Below are 19,374 nucleotides of genomic sequence, written 5' to 3'. Positions count from 1 at the left end.
CAACCAATCGTCACCGGTTGCCCCAGCCCCGCTCCCGTATCGAAGGTGTTCTCCGCATGACCTCCACGTCCGCTCCACCGGCCTCCGCCTCGAAGGGGTCGACCACGTCGGCCCCCGCCGACGCCGAGGTCGCCATGACCCACCGCGAGATCCTCACGGTGCTCTCCGGCCTGCTGCTCGCCATGTTCGTCGCGATGCTGTCGTCGACGATCGTCACCAACGCGCTCCCGCGCATCGTGGTCGACCTGAACGGCGGTGAGGCCGGCTACACGTGGGTCGTCGTCGCGACGCTCCTCACGATGACCGCCTCCACCCCGATCTGGGGCAAGCTCGCCGACCTCGTCGACAAGAAGCTGCTCGTCCAGATCGCGCTCGTCACGTACGCCGTCGGCTCGATCGCCGCCGGCTTCGCCCCGAACATGGGCTCGCTCATCGCGGCCCGCGCCCTCACCGGTCTCGGCGTCGGCGGCATGACGGCCCTCGTGCTCGTCGTGATCGCCTCGATCGTCTCGCCGCGCGAGCGCGGCCGCTACTCCGGCTACATCGGCGCCGTCTTCGCCGCCGCCACCGTCAGCGGCCCGCTCATCGGCGGGTTCATCGTCGACGCCCCCGGCCTCGGCTGGCGCTGGACCTTCTGGGTCGGCGTGCCCGTCGCCCTCGCCGCGCTCGTCGTGCTGCAGCGCACGCTGCACCTGCCCAAGCCCGCTCCGCGTCCCGCCGGCCAGAAGGTCCGCATCGACTACGCGGGCGCGCTCCTCATCGTCGGCGGCGTCTCCGTGCTGCTGGCCTGGGTGTCGCTGGCCGGCCACCAGTTCGGCTGGGGCTCCGCCACCAGCTGGACGATGATCGTCGTCGGCGTGCTCCTGCTCGTGGGTGCCGTCGTCGTCGAGCGTCGCGCCGCCGAGCCGATCATCCCGCTGCACCTCTTCGCGGACCGCACGACCCTGCTCGCCACCCTCGCCTCGGTGATGGTCGGCGTCGCGATGTTCGGCTCGACCGTCTACCTCTCGCAGTACTTCCAGATCGCCCGCGGCATGACCCCGACGCACGCCGGTCTGATGTCGATCGCGATGGTCGGTGGCCTGCTCGTCTCGAGCATCACGACCGGCCGGATCATCTCGAACACCGGCTACTGGAAGCGCTACCTGGTGAGCGGCATGACGCTCGTCGTCATCGGCCTCGCGCTGCTGTCGACCATCGACGAGACCACGAACCTCGTCGTCGTCGGCGCCTTCATGGCGGTGCTCGGCCTCGGCCTCGGCGCCACGATGCAGAACCTCGTGCTCGCCGTGCAGAACCAGACGGCGCAGCGCGACATGGGCGCGGCCAGCTCGCTGGTGACGTTCTTCCGCTCCATCGGTGGGTCCGCCGGCGTCGCGGCCCTCGGTGCGCTGCTCGGCCACCAGGTTGCCGACAAGGTCGCCAGCGGCCTGGCCCGCATCGGCGTCACCGCCGAGGCCGGCGGTGGCGGTGGCCTGCCGGACCTGGCCGCCCTGCCCGCCCCCGTGCGTGCCGTCTTCCAGCAGGCGTACGGCGAGGCGTCGGCCCACCTGTTCCTCGTGGCCGTGCCGTTCGCGGTCGTCGCGCTGCTGCTCGTGCTGGCCATCCGCGAGGTGCCGCTGCGCACCACGCTGGACCTCGAGCCGGCCGCCGGGGTCGTGCCGGAGTCCGAGGAGCTGCTGCCGACCACCGCGTCCACCGCGCCCGCCACGCCCGCCCGGGACGTGACGGACCCCGCGCCGCAGGAGGACGCGGACGCCCGCCGGGACGGAACGACGGTGGCAGGATCGGTCCGGTGACCTCCTTCGACGACCGGATGCTCCTCGACCTGGAGACCCAGCTCCTCGTGCTGCTGCGGCGCATGCGCCGCAACATCGCGGAGCGGGCCCACGAGGTCGAGCCCGGGCTGGCGGTGCTCGCCTACGCGGTGCTCGACCAGCTGGTCCGGGACGGATCCGGTCGGGCGGCCGACCTCGGCTGCCACCTCGGCGCCGACAAGGGCGCCATGAGCCGGGCGGTGCACCAGCTCGTCGAGCTCGACCTGGTCGCCCGCACGACCGACCCGGAGGACGCCCGCGCCCAGCTCCTCAGCCTCACCGAGGAGGGCCGCCGTCGGATGAACGCCGTCGCCGAGCGTCGTCGGGGCCGGTTCGCCGAGCGGATGTCGGGCTGGGAGCACGACGAGATCGCCGCGCTGGTCGACGGGCTCACCCGCTACAACCGCACGATCGACCCGACCGCCGTCGGGACGCTGGCCGAGGCGACGGCCTCACGCTGAACGCACCGGCCGGGCGGCCGCAGGGTCGTCCGTCGCACCTCGGGAGCGGGGCGCGGACGGCAGCACCGGCCGGCCGGTGGAACGGAGGATCGCGGTAGGTGGCACCCGGAGAACGGGTACCACCTACCGCGATTCGTCGTTCTCGGGGCAGGAGCCGTCAGGCCCGGCGGAACCAGGCGGCCGTGTCGGGCGCGAGGGTGCCGTCCGGGTCGTCGCCGCTGCTGAGGAGCAGCTCGCGGGCCTCGGCGGGGAGGGCGGCGGGCGTCGTACCCGCGTTGAGCACGCAGACCACGTCGCCGCGGCCGAGCACCAGCAGGTCGGGCGCGCCGGGGAGGATCTCGACGTCGGTGCCCGCGGTCTCCGCGAACGTCCGGCGCAGCCGCAGCGCCTCCCGGTAGAACTCGAGCGTCGAGCCCTCGGCGCCCGTCTGGGCCTCCACGCTGAGGCCGGCCCAGTCGTCGGGCTGGGGGATCCAGGGCTGCTCGCCGGTCTCCGCGGGGCCGAAGCCGTACGGCGCGGCGTCGCCGCCCCACGGGATCGGGACCCGGCAGCCGTCGCGGCCGATGTCGACCTTCGCCGTGTCCTTCGTGCGGAACCAGGACGGGTCGGTGCGGTCCTCGGGCGCGACGTCGACCTGCGCCAGGCCGAGCTCCTCGCCCTGGTAGAGGTAGGCCGAGCCCGGCAGGGTGAGCATCGCGAGCGTGGCGGCGCGGCCCCGGGCCAGGCCCTGGGCGCCCCCGCCGTACCGGGTCACGTGGCGCACGACGTCGTGGTTGCTCAGCACCCAGGTGGGCACCGCGCCGACCGGGGCGAGCGACGCGAGGGTCTCGGTGACGACGTCGGCGAACGCCTCGGCCGACCAGGGCGCCGAGAGCCAGTGGAAGTTGAACGACTGGTGCAGCTCGTCGGGGCGCACGTAGCGGGCGATCGCCTCCGCGGTGCGGGCCCACGACTCGGCGACGGCCATGCGCGGGCCGACCTCGCTGTCGTCGTACTCGGCCAGCACCTCGTGCCAGCGGCGGTAGACCTCGTGGACCTCGGGCTGGTCCCACATCGGCTCGTCGACGCCGGCGGCCTCGACCATCGAGGCGGGTGCGTCCTCGTCCGGGTCGCGCAGCACCGTGTCGGGCAGGCCCTCGGCCTTGAAGAGGCCGTGGGCGACGTCGACGCGGAAACCGTCGACGCCGCGGTCGAGCCAGAACCGGAGGATGTCGACGAGCTCGTCGCCGACCTCCGGGTTGCGCCAGTTGAGGTCGGGCTGGGTGGAGTCGAAGAGGTGGAGGTACCACTGCCCCGGGGTGCCGTCGGGCTCGGTCAGCCGCGTCCACGCGGCGCCGCCGAAGACGCTGGGCCAGTTGTTCGGGGGCTCGTCGCCGTCCGGGCCCGCGCCGTCGCGGAACATGTACCGCTCCCGCTCCGGGCTGCCCGGGGGAGAGGCGATCGCGGCCTGGAACCACACGTGCTGGTCGGAGGTGTGGTTCGGCACGAGGTCGACGATCACCTTGAGGCCCAGCTCGTGGGCGCGCGCCAGCATCGCGTCGGCGTCGGCGAGCGACCCGAAGAGCGGGTCGACGTCGCGGTAGTCGGCGACGTCGTAGCCGTGGTCGCGCTGCGGCGACGTGTAGAACGGGGTGATCCAGAGGGCGTCGACACCGAGGTCACGCAGGTAGGGCAGCCGCGAGGTGATGCCGGGCATGTCGCCCACGCCGTCGCCGTCGGAGTCGGCGAAGCTGCGGATGTAGACCTGGTAGACGACGGCGTGCCGCCACCAGGGCAGGTCGGTTGGATCGTTCACAGCAGGCATGCGCCCATGCTGGCACACGGGGGAGGGGCGACAAGGGGTCGCGAGGGTGACCTCCGACGCGGCCGCAGGTGCCCCTGCGGGCTCAGCGGATGGTCTCCCACCGGTCGAGGGCCTCGACGCGCTCCGCCTTGTGGTCGACGATCGCCGCCGGGTAGCCGACGGCCTCCCGCTGCTCGGGCGTGGGCTCGTGGGGGTCGGCCCCGTCGGGCAGGTCGCGCAGCTCGGGCACCCAGCGCCGCACGTACTCGCCGCGGGGATCGAACTTGCGGCCCTGGCCCGTCGGGTTGAAGACGCGGAAGAAGGGCGAGGCGTCGGTGCCGGAGCCGGCCGTCCACTGCCAGCCGTGCTGGTTGGAGGCCAGGTCGCCGTCGACGAGCCAGTGCAGGAAGTGGCGGGCGCCGTGCTGCCACTCGACGTGCAGGTCCTTGACGAGGAAGCTCGCGTTGATCATCCGCACGCGGTTGTGCATCCACCCGACGGCCCGCAGCTGGCGCATCCCGGCGTCGACGACCGGGAAGCCGGTGCGGCCCTCGCGCCAGGCGTCGAAGGCGTCGCCCGGCTCGTCGTAGGGCATCCGCGCGTACTCCGGCTTGAGGTAGTCGCGCGCCGTCTCGGGCCGGTGGTGCAGGACGTCGGCGTAGAACTCCCGCCAGGCCAGCTCGCTGCGGTAGGTCGTACGCCCCTGACCGGCGGAGCGCCCGAGGTCCGCGAGCATCGTGCGGGGGTGGATCTCGCCGTACTTGAGGTGCACCGACATCCGCGAGGTGGTGTCGAGGTCGGGGCGGTCGCGCTCGTCGGCGTAGTCGCCGACGTGGTCCGCGACGTACGTCGCCCAGCGCTCGGCGGCGGCCTTCTCCCCCGCGGGCGGCAGGGTGAGGCCCTCGGGCAGCTCGACCTCCGGCAGGTCGACCGTCGAGGCGAGCTCGAGGCCGTGCAGCCCCGTGGGCGCGTCGACCGGCGCCCGCCAGCCGTGCGACGCCCACGCCTTCGAGAAGGGCGTGAACACCTGGTACGGCGTGCCGTCGGGCTTGGTCACGCGGCCGGGGCCCACCGCGTACGGCGAGCCCGTGCGCACCAGCACGACGTCGTGCTCCGCCAGCGCCTCCTCCACGCGGGCGTCGCGCTGCGCGCCGTACGGACCGAAGTCGGCCGCGACGTGCACCTCCCGCGCGCCGACCTCCCGCGCCGCCGCGACGACCTCGCGCACGGGGTCGCCCTCGACGACCGAGAGACGGGTGCGGCGCGAGCGCAGGGAGGCGTCGAGCGCCGCCAGCGAGTCGACGAGGTGGGAGCGTCTCGACGGGCCGGCGGGGCCCCAGAGCGCGGGGTCGAGGACGAAGAGCGGCAGCACGCCGTCGTCGCCACCGGACGCGCACGCCTCGAGCAGCGCCGGGTTGTCGGCGAGCCGCAGGTCGCGGCGGAACCACATGACGGCGGGCCCCGACGGGTGCGCGGGAGACGACGAGGTGCTGCTCGCGGGCGACATTCCTCCACTGTGCCAGCGCACCTGAACCGGCCCGGACGGGAGTAGGTAAGAATGGGTCTCGTGAGCGATCTGATCGACACCACCGAGATGTACCTGCGGACCATCTACGAGCTGGTCGAGGAGGGCATCGTGCCCCTGCGGGCGCGCATCGCCGAGCGCCTGCACCAGTCGGGCCCCACCGTGTCGCAGACGGTCGCGCGCATGGAGCGCGACGGTCTGCTGACGGTCGAGGGCGACCGCCACCTCGAGCTGACCGAGGAGGGCTCTCGCCTCGCCGTGCGCGTCATGCGCAAGCACCGGCTGGCCGAGCGGCTCCTCACCGACGTGATCGGCCTGGACTGGGAGCTGGTGCACGCCGAGGCCTGCCGCTGGGAGCACGTGATGAGCGAGACGGTCGAGCGCCGCCTGCTCGAGCTGCTCGGCAACCCCACGGAGTCGCCGTACGGCAACCCGATCCCCGGCCTCGCCGAGCTCGGCCAGGCCGACGCCCCCCAGGGCTTCATGGAGGGCGTCGAGTCGCTGCTGGCCGTCGCCGCCTCCGAGGAGTCGCGGGTGCACGTGGGCCGCATCTCCGAGGAGATGCAGAAGGACGAGGTGCTGATGAGCGCCCTGCGTCGCGTGGGCGCCCTGCCCGACAAGACCATCACCGTCGTCGCCACCGCCGAGGGCGTCCTCGTCGGCTCCGGCGGCGAGACCGCCGAGATCTTCCCCGAGGCGGCCGAGCACATCTTCGTGCGCCGTCTCTGACGGCGCGGTGGGGAGGCCCGAGGGCCGAACGACCCGGTCAGGCCGGTACGACGCCACGTGCGCCGTACCGGCCTGATGTGTTCTCGGACGCCTCGGCGGCGGGGGTGGTCCGCCCGCGATCCGGGACCGTGACCCCGCGCCACGACCGTCGTTGTCGCTGTCGACGCCGGGGGAGCACCCCGCAGGAGGGGAGTCGGTCGTGGAGCTGCTCGAGGTCGTGCACACCCCGTTCACGCGCCGCTCGCGCAGCGTCGTCGTCGCCCACGGCGCCACCGGTCTCGGGCGTGGCCTGGAGCCGGGGGAGCCCGTGCTCGTGCGGGACGAGACCGGCGCGGTGTCGTCGGCGCACGTGAGCGACCTGGACTTCGACCTCGACGACACCTACTACCGCATCACGGTCGGCGCGCGCCTCGACGAGGCTCAGGCCCGACGGGCCGCCAGGTCGACGAGGAACTCGGAGCAGCCCGCCTCGACCGCGTAGGTCGCCAGCTCGTCGCCCCGCGTGGCGCCCCGGTTGACCACCACCACCGGCACGCCCGCCCGCGCCGCGCGCCGCACGAACCGGAACCCGCTCATCACCGTCAGCGACGTGCCCACCGCGAGCAGCGCGCCCGCGTCGGGCGTCAGGTCGTCGACCGCGGCGAAGCAGCGCTGCACCCGCTCGGCGGGCACGTTCTCGCCGAAGAAGACCACGTCGGGCTTGAGCACCCCGCCGCAGTCGAGGCAGTCCGGCACCACGAAGTCGCCCGTCGCGTCGAGGTCGACGTCGCCGTCCGGGCGGGCGACCACGTCGCCGTGGCGCTCCGCCCAGCCGGGGTTGGCCGCGGCCATGCGCTCCTGCAGGGCGGCTCGCGACGACGTGACCCGGCAGTCGAGGCACACCACGTCGGCGATGCGACCGTGCAGAGCCACCATCCGGCGGGTGCCGGCGGCCTCGTGCAGGCCGTCCACGTTCTGCGTGATGAGCAGCTCCGGGTCGAGGCGAGCGACGGACCGGTGCCCGTCGTTGAGGTCGGCACGACGCATGCGCGCCCAGCCGAGGTGGCTGCGGGCCCAGTAGCGCTGGCGCGCCGGCGGGCCCGAGACGAAGTCGCCGTAGGTCATCGGCGTCGGCCGGGCGGTGCCGGGTCCGCGGTAGTCCGGGATGCCCGAGTCGGTGGACAGCCCGGCCCCGCCGAGCACGACGAGCCGGCGGTCGGCGAGGAGGTCGAGCGCGGCGACGCGGTGCGCGGGGTCGGCGGACCGGTGGCCGGACGTCGCGTCCGCCGACGCGGCCGGCTCGTCGTACCGCGACCGGCTGAGCGGGAGGGTCAACGCGCGTACCGCAGCTCGGCCCGGGCACGGGCCTTGGCGGCCTCCACGTCGCGGTCCTTCGGGGGAGCGGTCGTCGTCAGGTCGTCGATCAGGTGCCGCGTGAGGTGGGCGATCTCGCGCACGGCCTGGTCGAAGACGGCCTGGTTGGCCTGCGACGGCCTGGCGGTGCCGCTCACCTTGCGCACGAACTGCAGCGCCGCGGCGTGCACCTCGTCGTCGGTGGCCGGCGGCTCGAAGTTGTTGAGCGGGCGAATGTTGCGGCACATGCCCTCCACGGTACGCCGCGGCCCACCGCTGCGGGAGGGCTGCGGGAGGGCTGCGGCCGGGCGCTCGGACCGCCCCTGCGGGGGTTCACCTGCCGCGGGCGGTGGGGCACGATGTCGCCCATGTCCGACCCCACACCGGCGCCTCGCCCGGATGCCACGTCCGCCCGTCCCCACGACCGCGAGCTCGACGTCGTCGTGCTCGGGGCCACCGGCTTCACCGGCCGGCTGACGGCGGAGTACCTCGCCCGTCACGCTCCCGCGGACCTGCGGTGGGGGCTCGCGGGCCGCAACGCCGAGAAGCTCGCCGCCGTACGGACCCAGCTCGCCGAGATCGACGGCGTCGACCCGTCCGTCGCCGACCTGACCCTGGTCGCCGCCGACGTGGAGGACCCCGACTCCCTGCGCGCGCTCGCGGAGCGCACCCGGCTCGTCGTCACGACCGTCGGCCCGTTCCTCGCGCACGGCCGTCCCCTCGTCGCCGCCTGCGCGGCAGCGGGCACCGACTACCTCGACATCACCGGCGAGCCCGAGTTCGTCGACCAGGTCTGGCTCGACCACCACGCGGAGGCCGAGGCCACCGGGGCCCGCATCGTGCACGCGTGCGGCTTCGACTCGATCCCCCACGACCTCGGTGTGCGCTTCGCCGTCGGCGAGCTGCCCGACGACGTGCCGATCACGGCCCGCGGCGTCGTGCGCGCCTCCGCCATCTTCTCGTCGGGCACCATGCACTCGGCGCTGGAGCAGTTCGCCCGCGCGCGCCCGATGAGCAAGGTGCACGCCGCCCGGCGCAAGGCCGAGGGCCGACCCGAGGGTCGCCGCGTGCGCGGCGTCGCCGGCAAGCCCCACCGCGACCGCACCCTCGGCTACTGGCTGGTGCCCCTGCCCACGATCGACCCGATGATCGTGGTGCGCAGCGCCGCTGCGGACGCGTCGTACGGGCCGGCCTTCACCTACTCCCACTACGCGGGCACGAAGACGCTGCGGTACGCCGCCGGCGGCGCGGCGGCGACGGGCCTGCTGGCCACGGCCGCCCAGGTCGGACCCGTGCGGCGTGCCCTGCTCAGCCGCTTCCCCGTCGGCCAGGGGCCCGACGAGAAGCGCCGCGCCCGCTCCTGGTTCACGGTCGACGTCGTTGCCGAGGGCGGCGGCCGCACGGTCCACGCCCGCGTGCGCGGCGGCGACCCCGGCTACACGGAGACGGCGAAGATGCTCGCCGAGTCGGCGCTGAGCCTGACGTACGACGACAACCCCGAGGTGGCCGGGATGCTCACGCCCGCGCAGGCCATGGGGGAGCACCTGACGGCGCGACTGCAGGCCGCCGGCATGACCTTCGAGGTGCTCTGAGGTCTCACCCGTCGCGATCGGGTGAGGCATCGCGCTGCGGGCCACGCGGAGGGGCGACTATCCTTCCCGGGATCCGGTCCTGGCGCCGGTGCACGGGCCTCCCGGCCCCAGGTCCCTGAGGGGAGGTGCGGGTCCGCGGTGACGACCTCCGACGACCCCGGCGCTCCGGACCTCCGTACCCGACCGCGCAGCCCGTTCGGCGACCCCGCCGACGAGGGGTCCGCCCGCGTGGAGCGGGCGCTCTCGCTGGCGGCGCGCCCGGGTGGACTGCCGTCGCTGAACCGCCTGGCCGAGCTGGCCGCCCGCCTGCTCGGGGTGGAGTCCGGGCAGGTCTCCGTGATCGCCGACGAGCAGACCATCATGGGCGGATCGGGTCTCGCGTCGGCCTCGGTGGGCCTGCGCTCGCCCGGCGCCGAGTCGCTCTGCTCGGTGCCCGTGGCGGCCGGCGTGCCGGTGCCGATCGCAGACACGCGCACCGACGTCCGGGTGCGCACCCTGCCCCCGGTGGCCGCCGGGGTGGTGGGCGCCTACCTCGGGGTGCCGCTGCGCTCGGGCGACCACGTGATCGGGGCGCTCTGCGTCTTCGGCGGGCTGCCCCGCGAGTGGTCGGCCGAGGACGTCGCCCTGCTCGAGCAGCTCGCAGGGCCGGCCATCGCCGAGCTCGAGCTGGCGGCGCTCGAGACCTCCTACGAGGAGGACCGTGCCGTCTGGCAGCTGGCTGTCGACGCCGCCGGGGTCGGCGCCTTCGACTGGGACCTCGGGTCGGGCACGCTGCGCTGGGACGAGCGGCTCATCGATCTCTTCGGCCTCAGCCGGGAGACGTTCGGCGGCACCATCGAGGCCTTCAACGAGAGCGTGCACCCGGACGACCGGGCCCGGGTGGGCGCGGCGCTCGACGACGCCATCGCGTGCTGCGGCGAGTACGCCGCCGAGTACCGGGTGGTCCGTCCCGACGGCGCCGTGCGATGGGTGGCGGCCCGCGGACACGCGGTGCCCGGCGCCGACGGCGCGGCCGTGAAGGTGGTCGGCGCGGCGTACGACACCACCGCCGTGCGGGAGGGCGAGGCCCGCGTGGCCCGCACCCTCGACGTGATGCCGACCGCGTTCTACCACCTCGACCCGGACTGGCGCTTCACCTACGCGAACCCCGAGGCCCAGCGGCTCCTCGGCGCCGTCAGCTCGGCCGTCGAGGGACACGTCGTGTGGGACCTGTTCCCCGCCACCGTCGGCAACGACTTCGAGCGCAACTACCGCGGCGCGGTCGCCTCGGACGAGCCCCGCGCCTTCGAGGCCTACTACCCGCCACCGCTCGACGCCTGGTTCGAGATCCGCTGCTGGCCGACGCCCGACGGCCTGTCGGTCTACTTCATCGACGTCACCGAGCGCCGGAAGGCGCAGGACGTGCTGCAGGAGGCGGCCCGTCGCGCCGAGATGATCGCCGCCGTCGCCGACGCCCTGACCGACACCCTCGAGGAGGACGAGGCCGTCGACCGCCTCACCAAGATCCTCGTGCCCGGGATGGCGGACTGGTGCGTCATCACGCTGGTCGACGGCACGCTGCCCGCCGACCCCCTGAGCGACCCCGGCTGGCGCAAGCGGCTGCGCGACATCGGCTGGTGGCACACCGAACCCGAGGCGCGCCCGCTCGTGGAGAGGTACGCCGAGGTGCGGGTGCCCTCGCTGACCGACGACTCGCTCGTGCTGCGGGCGCTCGCCACCGGGGAGCCCGTGGTCGTGCTCGACGACGCCGTCGAGCGCCTCACCGCGGTGCTGCGCCCGGGGCCCGCCGCCGACACCTGCCGCCTGCTGGCGCCGACCGCGGCCGCCGTCATGCCGCTGCGGGGGCGCGGCCGCATCTCGGGCCTGATGAGCGTGTTCCGGGGCGCGGGTCGCCCGGCCTTCGGTGACGACGACCTCCAGCTACTCGGCGAGATCGCCGACCGGGCCGGCCTGGCGCTCGACAACGTGAGCCGCTACACGAACCAGCGCGACCTCGCCGAGGGCCTGCAGCGGAGCCTGCTGACCGCCGCACCGCGCGCCGAGGGGCTCGAGGTGGCCGTGCGCTACGAGCCCGCGGCCGAGTCGGCCCAGGTCGGCGGCGACTGGTACGACGCGTTCCTCCAGCCCGACGGGGCGCTGACCCTCGTCATCGGCGACGTCATCGGCCACGACACCGTCGCCGCCGCGGCGATGGGCCAGGTGCGCACCCTCCTGCGCGGCATCGCCGTCACCACCGATGAGGGGCCGGCCGCCGTCCTCCACCGCGTGGACCAGGCGATGGAGATCCTGCAGGTCGACACGATCGCCACCGGCGTCGTCGCGCGCCTCGAGCCCGCCTCCGAGGAGGAGACGGCGACGGCGGGGTCGCTGCGCCTGCGGTGGTCGAACGCGGGCCACCCGCCCCCGGTGGTCGCGCTGCCCGGTGCGACGGCCACCGAGGTCACCACCCGGCTGCTCTGGGCCGAGGGCGCGAACTCGATGCTCGGCCTGCTCGCCGACCCGACGCGGTCGTCGCAGCGCGACGAGTCCGTCGTCGTGCTCCCGCCGGGCGCGACCCTGCTGCTCTACACCGACGGGCTGGTCGAGCGCCGCGGCGAGCTGCTCGACGTGGGCCTGGAGCGCCTGCGCTCCGCGCTGACCGACCTCGCCGCGGCGGACCTCGGGCTCGACGAGCTCTGCGACCGCCTGCTCCGCGAGCTGCTGCCCACCTGGACCGAGGACGACGTCGCGCTGGTCGCCGTACGCATCGCGGCCCCGGGCGCCCCGGCCTGACCCCGGCCCGACCTCGGCCCTGCGTCAGCCGGCGGGCACCCGCCGTACCCGCGTCAGCGGATGCCGGACCTGGTGATGCCCGCGACGAAGTAGCGCTGCAGCACCACGAACATCACCAGCAGCGGGAGGCTCGAGAGCAGGGCCATCGCCATGATGCCGCCGTAGTCGTTGTCGTACGCCGTCTGCAGCAGCCGCAGCGCGACGGGCAGCGTGTAGAGGTCGGGGTCGCGGAGGGTGATGAGGGGCCAGAGGAAGTCGTTCCACTGGGTCATGAACGCCAGCAGCGTCATGACGGCCATCAGGGGCCGGGCGTTGGGGAGGACGACGCGGCGGAACGCCTGGAAGGTCGTGCAGCCGTCGACCCGGGCCGCCTCGACCAGCTCGTCCGGGAAGCCGACGAAGAACTGCCGGGCGAGGAACAGGCCCAGGGCGGTCGACGCCGACGGCAGGATCACGGCCCAGAAGAAACCGACGAGACCCAGGCGGGCGACGAGCTCGAACTGCGGGATCATGATGACCTGGGTGGGCACCACCAGCGTGGCGAGCACCACCAGGACGACGAGGCCGCGGCCGCGGAACCGCAGCTTGGCGAGGGCGTACCCGCCCAGCAGGTTGACCGTCACCGACAGCAGGGTCGTGAGGCTCGCGACCAGCAGGGCGTTGCCGAACCACCGGGCGACCGGGAACTGGTCGAAGAGCCCACGGAAGTTGTCGAGGGTCCACCGCCCCGTCCACAGGCTGGCCTCGCCGTCGAGCAGGGCGTCACGGGGTGTGAACGCGATGACGACCATCGCGACGAGCGGGAGGACGAACACGCCCGCGACGACGAGGCAGACGAGGAAGCGCACCGGACGGGACACGACTACACCTCCGACCGGGTGTTGCGACGGACCTGCAGGACGGTGAGCAGCACCGTGATGACGAACAGGACGACGCCGACGGTCGCGCCGTACCCGAAGTTGCGCGCCGGGCCGAACCCCTCGTCGTACGCGTAGGTGACGAGCATGGTCGTGGAGTAGCCGGGCCCGCCGTTGGTCATCACGTAGACGACGTCGAAGACCTGGAACGACCAGATCAGGTTGATGAGCACCAGGAAGAAGGTCGTCGGGCGCAGCAGCGGCACGACCACGCGGCGGGTGGTCTGCCAGGGGGTCGCGCCGTCGACGCGGGCGGCCTCGACGACCTGCGGGTCGACGTCCTGGAGGGCGGCGATGTAGACGACCATCGAGAACCCGACGCGCGACCAGAGGGTCATCACGACCACCGACGCCATCGCCAGCGTGCCGTCGGACTGCCAGGAGACGGCCCCCAGCCCGAGGTCGGCGAGGACGCCGTTGACGATGCCGACGGTCTCGTCGAAGAGGAGCAGCCCGATCAGCGACGTGACGAGCGAGCTGATGACGATCGGCAGGTAGACGATCGTGCGGAACACACCGCGGCCGGGCAGCGCCTTGTCCATCAGCAGGGCCAGGCCGAGCCCGAGCAGCACTCCGACCGGCACCGTGACCGCGGTGAAGACAGCCGTGTTGAGCAGGGCGCGCCAGAAGACGTCGTCGCCGAGCAGGCGGGCGAAGTTGTCGAGGCCGCTCCAGGTGCCGCCGCCGAACGAGCGCTTCTCCTGGAAGGCCATGAGGAAGGCCCACACGAGGGGGCCGAGGAGGAACACGCCGAGCAGCAGCAGGTTCGGCGCGAGCATCGCCCACGCGACCCGGGCCTGGCCGCGCGAGCCGGTCGTGCCGACCAGCGGCGGTGGTGGCTCGACGACGGGGGCGGTCACGAGCCGGCTCCGTCGTTGAGGGCGGCCGAGGCCGTCACCTTCTCGGCGATGGCGCGCAGCGTGTCGTCGGTCGAGCGGCCGCCGAGGAAGCACTCCTCGAGCTCGTTGGCCAGGTCGACGTTCACCTCGGCGAACGTCGGCGTCGTCACGTCCTCCACGTCGCGGTCCTCGATGGTCGCGACCTGGTCGGCGTACACGCCCATGAGGTCGCCGCCCACGACGAAGTCGAGGTCCTGCGAGGCCAGCGACTCGCGGGTCGGCAGCAGCACCGAGGCCTCGCAGAACTGCCGCATCGCGTCCGGCGAGGCCAGGTGCACGAGCAGCTCGGAGGCCAGCTCGGGGTTGCCGGAGTCCTTCGTCGCGACCAGCGCGTTGCCGCCGAGCTCGCTGGCGCGGCGCTCGTCGCGGGGCAGGTAGGTGACGGCGTACTCGAAGCGGTCGCCGATCGTCTCGGCGAAGGCCGGCACGAGGAAGTTGCCCGCGCAGAGCATCGCGAGGCGGCCGGCCGTGAACTGGGCGTCGGGGTAGGTCGGGCTCTTCGTCGACGTCGTTCCCGGCACCCAGCCGTTCTCGAAGAACGACCGCGTGAAGTCGAGCGCCCGGCGCCCCGCGTCGTCGTCGAGGGCGGCGGCGCCGAGGTCCTCGGTGTAGAGGTGGCCGCCGGCGGCGAAGAGCCAGTTCAGCCAGCGGAACGCCCCGGCCGCCTGCCAGTTCACCGCGAAGGCGGAGCGGTCGTCGCCGCCGGAGTCGCGCAACCGGTCGGCGACCTCGCCGAACTCCTCCCACGACCAGGCGTCCTCCGGCCGGTCGGGCACCGCGCCGACGCCGGCGTCGCGGAGCACGTCGGGGCGGTAGACCAGCGCGCTCGTGTCGACGTGCTGGGGGATGCCGAAGCGGCGCTCGCCGTACGTCACCGCCGCCATGAGCGCGGGCCGCACGTCCTGCGCCAGCTCGTCGAGGGGGTCCGTGACGTCGAGCAGCTGCCCGGTCGCGGCGTAGAGGCCCATGGTCGGGTAGTCGACCCGGAACACGTCTGGCGCGGTGCCCGACAGCAGGCCCGCGTCGATGCCGGTGGCGAAGTCGGCGAAGGGCACGACCGTCAGGTCGACGGTCACGCCGCGGTCGGCCGCGAACTGATCGCAGAGACGCGCGTAGACCGCGGTCTCGGTGTCGGTGCCGTAGACCTGCATCGTGACGCGGTCACCGCCGCCGCTGCTCGTGCTCGAGACCCGCTGCGTGAGGCCGGCGCACCCGGCGAGGGTCGACGCGCCCCACAGGGCGCCGACCGCGGCGCCGCCCCGCAGCACCGCGCGACGTCCGAGCTGCGGAGGAGGCACCGTCGGAGTCGAACACGCGAGCGAGGCCTGCGGTTCACCCGGAAAGGCGACGTGCCCCTCCGACCCGCATGCGGTCCTCGGGCCCTGGGCACCGCGCGCCTGTCCGTGCACGCCCCGCCCTCCCCGATCGGAGATCCTCATGCCCGAGGTCGTCGCCAACTCGTTCCTGCTGAAGAAGACCAAGGTCCACGTGGACGACACCGGCGGGACCGGCCGCCCGGTGGTGCTCATCCACGGCTGGCCGCTGTCGGCCGAGTCCTGGAAGGACCAGGTCCCCGCCCTGCGCGACGCCGGCTACCGCGTCGTCGCCTACGACCGCCGCGGCTTCGGCCGCAGCGACAAGCCGATGGGCGGCTACGACTACGACACGCTCGCCGAGGACCTCCAGGGCGTCCTCGAGGAGCTCGAGCTCACCGACGTGACCCTCGTGGGCTTCTCGATGGGCGGCGGCGAGGTCGCGCGCTACGTCTCGAAGTTCGGCGAGGAGCGCCTCCACAGCGTGGTGTTCGCGGCCGCCGTGCCGCCGTACCTCGTGAAGGGCCCCGACAACCCGGAAGGGCCGCTCAGCCCCGAGCAGGCGGAGCAGATGGCCTCCGACCTCGGGACGGACCGCGGCGCGTTCTTCGACGACTTCACGACGCAGTTCTTCTCGGTCGACGGCGACCTCAAGGTGACCGAGCAGCAGCGCCAGGACGCGATCTCGCTGTGCCACCAGTCGGACCAGAAGGCCGCGGAGGCCTGCATGGCGGCCTTCGGCGGCACCGACTTCCGCGAGGACCTCCCGAAGATCACGGTGCCCACGTTGGTGATCCACGGGGCCGGTGACGGCACCGTGCCGTTCCACGGATCGGGCGACCGCACCCACGCGGCCGTCCCGCAGAGCGAGCTCGTCGTCGTCGACGACGCGCCCCACGGGTTCAACGTCAGCCACGCCGCCGAGTTCAACCGCGCGCTGATCGAGTTCCTGGCGCGCTGAGCGTCCCGAGGTCCGCCGCCGCCGGTTACCCGTGCGTCACCGACCCGTCGTCGTGCGCCCGCGACCGACGGCGGAGGATGTGCTCGCCGTGACGACCACGGTGGCGGCAGCGGACCTCGGCCACGGGTGGCATCGGGGCAGGAAGGAGGGGCGGATGGGTGCACGGACCTTCGCCGGGATCTCGCAGGAACGGCTGACGGACGGCGACGTGCCGCCCGAGCTGCGGTCGGTGGTCGAGATGGCGGCCGACGTCGCCGGGGCGCCGATGGCCACCATCAACATCATCACCGACGTGCGGCAGCACCAGATCGTCGCGACGGGGTTCGAACCGGCGGTCTGCCTGCGCGAGGACTCGATGTGCGCCGTCACGCTCGCGGGCGGCGAGGCCGTCACCCTCGCCGACGCCAGCGAGGACGCCCGCTACCGCACCAACCCGTTCGTCGACGGTCGCATCGGCACCGTCCGGTTCTACTCCTCCCACCCGCTGGTCACGCGCCAGGGCACGGCCATCGGCACCCTCTGCGTGTTCGACGACCAGGCCCGCGAGATCGACGACCACCAGCGCACGGCGCTCGCCACCCTCGCCGACCGGGTCGTCGACGTCATCGAGCTGTGGCAGCGCACCCAGGAGCTCGACCGGGCGCTCGACGAGACCGAGACGTCCCGCGCCGAGCTCGAGCGCTCCAACACCCACCTGGCCTCCTTCGCCGGCCAGGTCAGCCACGACCTCCGCAACCCGCTCGCCACCGTGGCGATGTCGCTCTACCTCCTGCACGAGCAGCTGGACGAGGCGGAGGCCACGGGCGGCGCGTCGGAGACGGCGACGGTGACCGGGATGACGGCCACGGTCGACCGGGCGCTGCGCGGCACGCAGCGCATGGAGGCGCTCATCCAGGACCTCCTCGCCTACGCCCGCGTCGGCGGCGACCTCCACCGCGAGGAGGTGGCCGTGGGTGACCTGGTCGCGCACGTGCTCGCCGACCTCGGCAAGGCGGTCTCCCTCTTCTACGTGCGCACGCGCGACCTGCCGGTCGTGGTGGGCGACGCCACCCAGCTCGGGGCGCTCCTGCAGAACCTCGTGGCGAACGCCGTGAAGTTCACCCCGGCCGGAGCCCGGGAGCGCGTCGTCGAGATCAGCGGCGCGACCTCCGACGACCACTGGCGCATCGAGGTCGCCGACCGGGGTATCGGCATCGATCCCGCGGACGCCGAGAAGGTGTTCGCGCCCCTGACGCAGGTCGACCGCGACGCGGAGGGCTCCGGCATCGGTCTGGCGACCTGCCGGCGGATCGTCCAGGCCCACGGCGGACGCATCGGCGTCCGGCCGCGCGAGGGCGGGGGAACGGTCGTGTGGTTCGAGCTGCCGCGGCCCTGAGGCGGCCGCCGGCCCGGCGGCCGGCCTGGCCTCCCGCGGACCGGGGTACCGGGGAGTGCCGCGCCTACCCCGGAGGTCCCCGTGTTCCTGTTCTTCAGCAATCGTCTCGGCTGCCTGGGATCGGTGATGCTCTCGCTCGCGCTCACCGGCGTCCTGCTGATCGTGCTGGTGGTCCTCTGACCGGCGTCGCCGGGCCCGCGTCGTACCGGTGCCCCAGGCAGGAGTCGAACCTGCGACCTTTCGCTTAGGAGGCGGCTGCTCTATCCGCTGAGCTACTGGGGCGTGCGCGGGTCATCCTGCCACCCGGGGCGGGCCCGCCGGAGCGCGACCCGACGGCACGGGCGACGCCGTGAGATGGGGCACGGAATCCTCGTGGATGCCGGGCCGTTTGCTCGATCCGCGTAGATTGCGTCTGCCGATCAGATCGTCAGGAGCATCCCAGCCGTGTCCGAGGAACTCTCGAACCAGCCCGTGTCCGGGCGCCGTGCCGCGCCCAAGCGGCGCGCTCGCAAGAAGAAGCGCCACACCGTGCTGCGGGCCGTCCTGGGCACGGCCTTCACGCTGGCGCTGGTGACGATGCTGTCGGCCACCTTCGTCTACCGCCAGCTCGACGGCAACATCTCCTCGTTCGAGAACGAGGACGACATCCTCGGCGAGCGTCCCGACAAGGAGACCGTCGAGGGGCCGAAGGAGCCGCTCAACATCGTGCTCATCGGCTCCGACGAGGCCGACGACCGCGAGGGCAAGCGCTCCGACACCACGATGATCCTGCACGTCTCCGCCGACCGTGAGTTCGCGTACGGCGTGAGCCTCCCGCGCGACGCGATCGTCGACCGGCCGGACTGCCGCGTGACGAACGAGGACACCGGCGCGATCGAGACCGTCGCCGGTGAGGACACGGTCATGTTCAACACCGCCTACAACGCCGGCGGCGCGCTCTGCACGGTCGAGACGATCGAGGAGCTGACCGGCATCTACGTCGACGCCGTCGCCGAGATCGACTTCCGCAGCTTCGAGAACATGGTCGACGCGATCGGCGGCGTCGAGATCTGCGTGCCCGAGGAGATCGAGGACACGCGCTACAACATCTCGCTCCCCGAGGGCCGCTACGTCGCCACCGGTGAGCAGGCGCTCGACTACGTCCGCGAGCGTCACCGCCTCTCCACCAACGGCGACGTCGGCCGCATGAAGCGGCAGCAGTCGTTCCTCGCGTCGATGGCCAACAAGATCGTCTCGGCCGAGACGCTGACCAACCCGGGCCGCCTCTACAACCTCGCCGACGCGGTGACCCAGTCGATCACCATCTCCGAGGACTACGCGGGCATCCAGCAGCTCGCCGGCCTCGGCTCCGAGCTCAACGGGATCGGCCTCGACCGCATCCAGTTCGTCACCGTGCCGAACGAGGAGTGGGTCGAGGACCCGAACCGGCTCATCTGGACCGACGAGGCCGACGACCTCTGGCAGCTCATCCGCACCGACCAGGCGCTGACGGCCGAGTTCCTCGGTGGCGCGATCGGGGCCGAGGACCCGGGCGGCTCGGTCGTCACGACCCCGCCGTCGGCGGCGCCCACGACGCCGACCGACGGCCCGACGAGCACGGCCACCGACGAGCCGACGGACGAGGACCCGGTCGAGAGCCTGACGCCCGAAGAGGTCGCGGCCGCGAACGGTCTCTGCTGATGGTGGCCGAGGACGTGGACAGGTCGGCCCAGCAGGACGCGGACCAGCCGGCGGGGGAGACCGACTGGCAGCGACGGCGACGCCTCGCCGCCGTGTTCGGCGACGCCCTGCCCGAGCAGACCTCCGACGACCGCGACGAGCGGCGGCCGTCGGCGGACGGGGCCGACCCGACCGACGCCTGGCTGCTCGCCCAGGTCCCGCCGCACCACGGCTGAGCC

Annotated in this window: 17 protein-coding genes and 1 tRNA gene; 10 read left to right on the top strand and 8 right to left on the bottom strand. The window is 73.4% G+C overall.

Annotation, left to right across the window (positions count from 1 at the left end):
* The first annotated feature begins 56 nt into the window (after positions 1–56).
* Both K329_RS25105 and K329_RS0106575 read left to right on the top strand, forming a co-directional pair.
* On the top strand, positions 57–1,799 hold the full coding sequence (locus K329_RS25105; RefSeq protein ID WP_245596448.1) for an MDR family MFS transporter: 1,743 nt from the start codon (positions 57–59) through the stop codon (positions 1,797–1,799).
* Entirely contained in the window at positions 1,796–2,278 is a 483-nt protein-coding gene (locus K329_RS0106575; RefSeq protein ID WP_028472419.1) for a MarR family winged helix-turn-helix transcriptional regulator, read from the top strand. The genes K329_RS25105 and K329_RS0106575 overlap by 4 nt, the downstream gene beginning before the upstream one ends.
* 157 nt (positions 2,279–2,435) lie before the next feature.
* Here K329_RS0106575 and K329_RS0106570 read toward each other — a convergent pair whose 3' ends face one another.
* Together K329_RS0106570 and K329_RS0106565 are read right to left on the bottom strand one after the other, a co-directional pair.
* Positions 2,436–4,082, bottom strand: a complete 1,647-nt coding sequence (locus K329_RS0106570; RefSeq protein WP_028472418.1) for a glycoside hydrolase family 13 protein — start codon at positions 4,080–4,082, stop codon at positions 2,436–2,438.
* Between the two features lie 82 nt (positions 4,083–4,164).
* On the bottom strand, positions 4,165–5,568 hold the full coding sequence (locus K329_RS0106565) for a cryptochrome/photolyase family protein (protein ID WP_052336439.1): 1,404 nt from the start codon (positions 5,566–5,568) through the stop codon (positions 4,165–4,167).
* 60 nt (positions 5,569–5,628) lie between these two features.
* Here K329_RS0106565 and K329_RS0106560 point away from each other — a divergent pair, with 60 nt between their 5' ends.
* A complete protein-coding gene (locus K329_RS0106560) occupies positions 5,629–6,315 on the top strand; it encodes an iron-dependent transcriptional repressor DtxR (RefSeq protein WP_028472416.1) in 687 nt (228 codons plus the stop codon).
* Between the two features lie 199 nt (positions 6,316–6,514).
* Positions 6,515–6,796: a hypothetical protein gene (locus K329_RS0106555; RefSeq protein WP_028472415.1), complete on the top strand. Its 282-nt coding sequence runs from the start codon at positions 6,515–6,517 to the stop codon at positions 6,794–6,796.
* Here the strand turns inward: K329_RS0106555 and K329_RS25100 are convergent.
* Together K329_RS25100 and K329_RS0106545 are read right to left on the bottom strand one after the other, a co-directional pair.
* Positions 6,736–7,629, bottom strand: a complete 894-nt coding sequence (locus tag K329_RS25100; RefSeq protein ID WP_052336438.1) for a Sir2 family NAD-dependent protein deacetylase — start codon at positions 7,627–7,629, stop codon at positions 6,736–6,738. The genes K329_RS0106555 and K329_RS25100 overlap by 61 nt on opposite strands.
* A complete protein-coding gene (locus K329_RS0106545) occupies positions 7,626–7,895 on the bottom strand; it encodes a DUF2277 domain-containing protein (protein ID WP_028472414.1) in 270 nt (89 codons plus the stop codon). Before K329_RS0106545 ends, K329_RS25100 begins: the two co-directional genes overlap by 4 nt.
* A gap of 120 nt (positions 7,896–8,015) precedes the next feature.
* Between K329_RS0106545 and K329_RS0106540 the strand changes: the two genes are divergently transcribed.
* Together K329_RS0106540 and K329_RS0106535 are read left to right on the top strand one after the other, a co-directional pair.
* Positions 8,016–9,239, top strand: a complete 1,224-nt coding sequence (locus tag K329_RS0106540) for a saccharopine dehydrogenase family protein (RefSeq protein ID WP_052336437.1) — start codon at positions 8,016–8,018, stop codon at positions 9,237–9,239.
* Between the two features lie 138 nt (positions 9,240–9,377).
* A complete protein-coding gene (locus K329_RS0106535) occupies positions 9,378–12,011 on the top strand; it encodes a SpoIIE family protein phosphatase (RefSeq protein ID WP_084541021.1) in 2,634 nt (877 codons plus the stop codon).
* A 53-nt stretch (positions 12,012–12,064) separates the two neighbouring features.
* On the opposite strand, the gene K329_RS0106530 is transcribed toward K329_RS0106535, so the two are convergent.
* The 3 genes from K329_RS0106530 to K329_RS25095 are packed head-to-tail and all read right to left on the bottom strand — an operon-like array spanning position 12,065 to position 15,125.
* Complete coding sequence (locus K329_RS0106530; protein ID WP_028472411.1) at positions 12,065–12,871, bottom strand: carbohydrate ABC transporter permease; 807 nt, start codon at positions 12,869–12,871, stop codon at positions 12,065–12,067.
* Positions 12,872–12,873: 2 nt separating this feature from the next.
* Positions 12,874–13,788: a carbohydrate ABC transporter permease gene (locus tag K329_RS0106525; RefSeq protein ID WP_028472410.1), complete on the bottom strand. Its 915-nt coding sequence runs from the start codon at positions 13,786–13,788 to the stop codon at positions 12,874–12,876.
* Positions 13,785–15,125: an ABC transporter substrate-binding protein gene (locus K329_RS25095; RefSeq protein ID WP_169721572.1), complete on the bottom strand. Its 1,341-nt coding sequence runs from the start codon at positions 15,123–15,125 to the stop codon at positions 13,785–13,787. The genes K329_RS0106525 and K329_RS25095 overlap by 4 nt, the downstream gene beginning before the upstream one ends.
* Positions 15,126–15,264: 139 nt before the next feature.
* Between K329_RS25095 and K329_RS0106515 the strand changes: the two genes are divergently transcribed.
* Together K329_RS0106515 and K329_RS0106510 are read left to right on the top strand one after the other, a co-directional pair.
* Positions 15,265–16,101, top strand: coding sequence for an alpha/beta fold hydrolase (locus tag K329_RS0106515; RefSeq protein WP_052336435.1), 837 nt, complete (start codon positions 15,265–15,267; stop codon positions 16,099–16,101).
* Positions 16,102–16,255: 154 nt separating this feature from the next.
* On the top strand, positions 16,256–17,476 hold the full coding sequence (locus K329_RS0106510; RefSeq protein ID WP_028472408.1) for a sensor histidine kinase: 1,221 nt from the start codon (positions 16,256–16,258) through the stop codon (positions 17,474–17,476).
* Positions 17,477–17,685: 209 nt separating this feature from the next.
* On the opposite strand, the gene K329_RS0106500 is transcribed toward K329_RS0106510, so the two are convergent.
* Positions 17,686–17,758: transfer RNA gene (locus K329_RS0106500), tRNA-Arg, on the bottom strand.
* A 162-nt stretch (positions 17,759–17,920) separates the two neighbouring features.
* Here K329_RS0106500 and K329_RS25090 point away from each other — a divergent pair.
* Together K329_RS25090 and K329_RS0106490 are read left to right on the top strand one after the other, a co-directional pair.
* A complete protein-coding gene (locus K329_RS25090; RefSeq protein WP_052336434.1) occupies positions 17,921–19,156 on the top strand; it encodes an LCP family glycopolymer transferase in 1,236 nt (411 codons plus the stop codon).
* Complete coding sequence (locus K329_RS0106490) at positions 19,156–19,371, top strand: hypothetical protein (RefSeq protein WP_043642075.1); 216 nt, start codon at positions 19,156–19,158, stop codon at positions 19,369–19,371. Before K329_RS25090 ends, K329_RS0106490 begins: the two co-directional genes overlap by 1 nt.
* Positions 19,372–19,374 lie beyond the last annotated feature (3 nt).

Source organism: Nocardioides alkalitolerans DSM 16699, from assembly GCF_000426525.1.
In the GTDB taxonomy this organism is placed as follows: domain Bacteria; phylum Actinomycetota; class Actinomycetes; order Propionibacteriales; family Nocardioidaceae; genus Nocardioides; species Nocardioides alkalitolerans.
The sequence above is the reverse complement of the archived record's forward strand: the minus strand, read 5'-3'. Positions and strand labels throughout refer to the sequence as shown.

What these genes read in the sequence shown, in the direction of transcription:
- K329_RS25105 (WP_245596448.1), top strand. Translation starts at nt 57, where the DNA reads ATGACCTCCACGTCCGCTCCACCGGCCTCCGCCTCGAAGGGGTCGACC.
- K329_RS0106570 (WP_028472418.1), bottom strand. Translation starts at nt 4,082, where the DNA reads ATGCCTGCTGTGAACGATCCAACCGACCTGCCCTGGTGGCGGCACGCC.
- K329_RS0106565 (WP_052336439.1), bottom strand. Translation starts at nt 5,568, where the DNA reads ATGTCGCCCGCGAGCAGCACCTCGTCGTCTCCCGCGCACCCGTCGGGG.
- K329_RS0106545 (WP_028472414.1), bottom strand. Translation starts at nt 7,895, where the DNA reads ATGTGCCGCAACATTCGCCCGCTCAACAACTTCGAGCCGCCGGCCACC.
- K329_RS0106540 (WP_052336437.1), top strand. Translation starts at nt 8,016, where the DNA reads ATGTCCGACCCCACACCGGCGCCTCGCCCGGATGCCACGTCCGCCCGT.
- K329_RS0106515 (WP_052336435.1), top strand. Translation starts at nt 15,265, where the DNA reads ATGCCCGAGGTCGTCGCCAACTCGTTCCTGCTGAAGAAGACCAAGGTC.
- K329_RS0106510 (WP_028472408.1), top strand. Translation starts at nt 16,256, where the DNA reads ATGGGTGCACGGACCTTCGCCGGGATCTCGCAGGAACGGCTGACGGAC.
- K329_RS0106490 (WP_043642075.1), top strand. Translation starts at nt 19,156, where the DNA reads ATGGTGGCCGAGGACGTGGACAGGTCGGCCCAGCAGGACGCGGACCAG.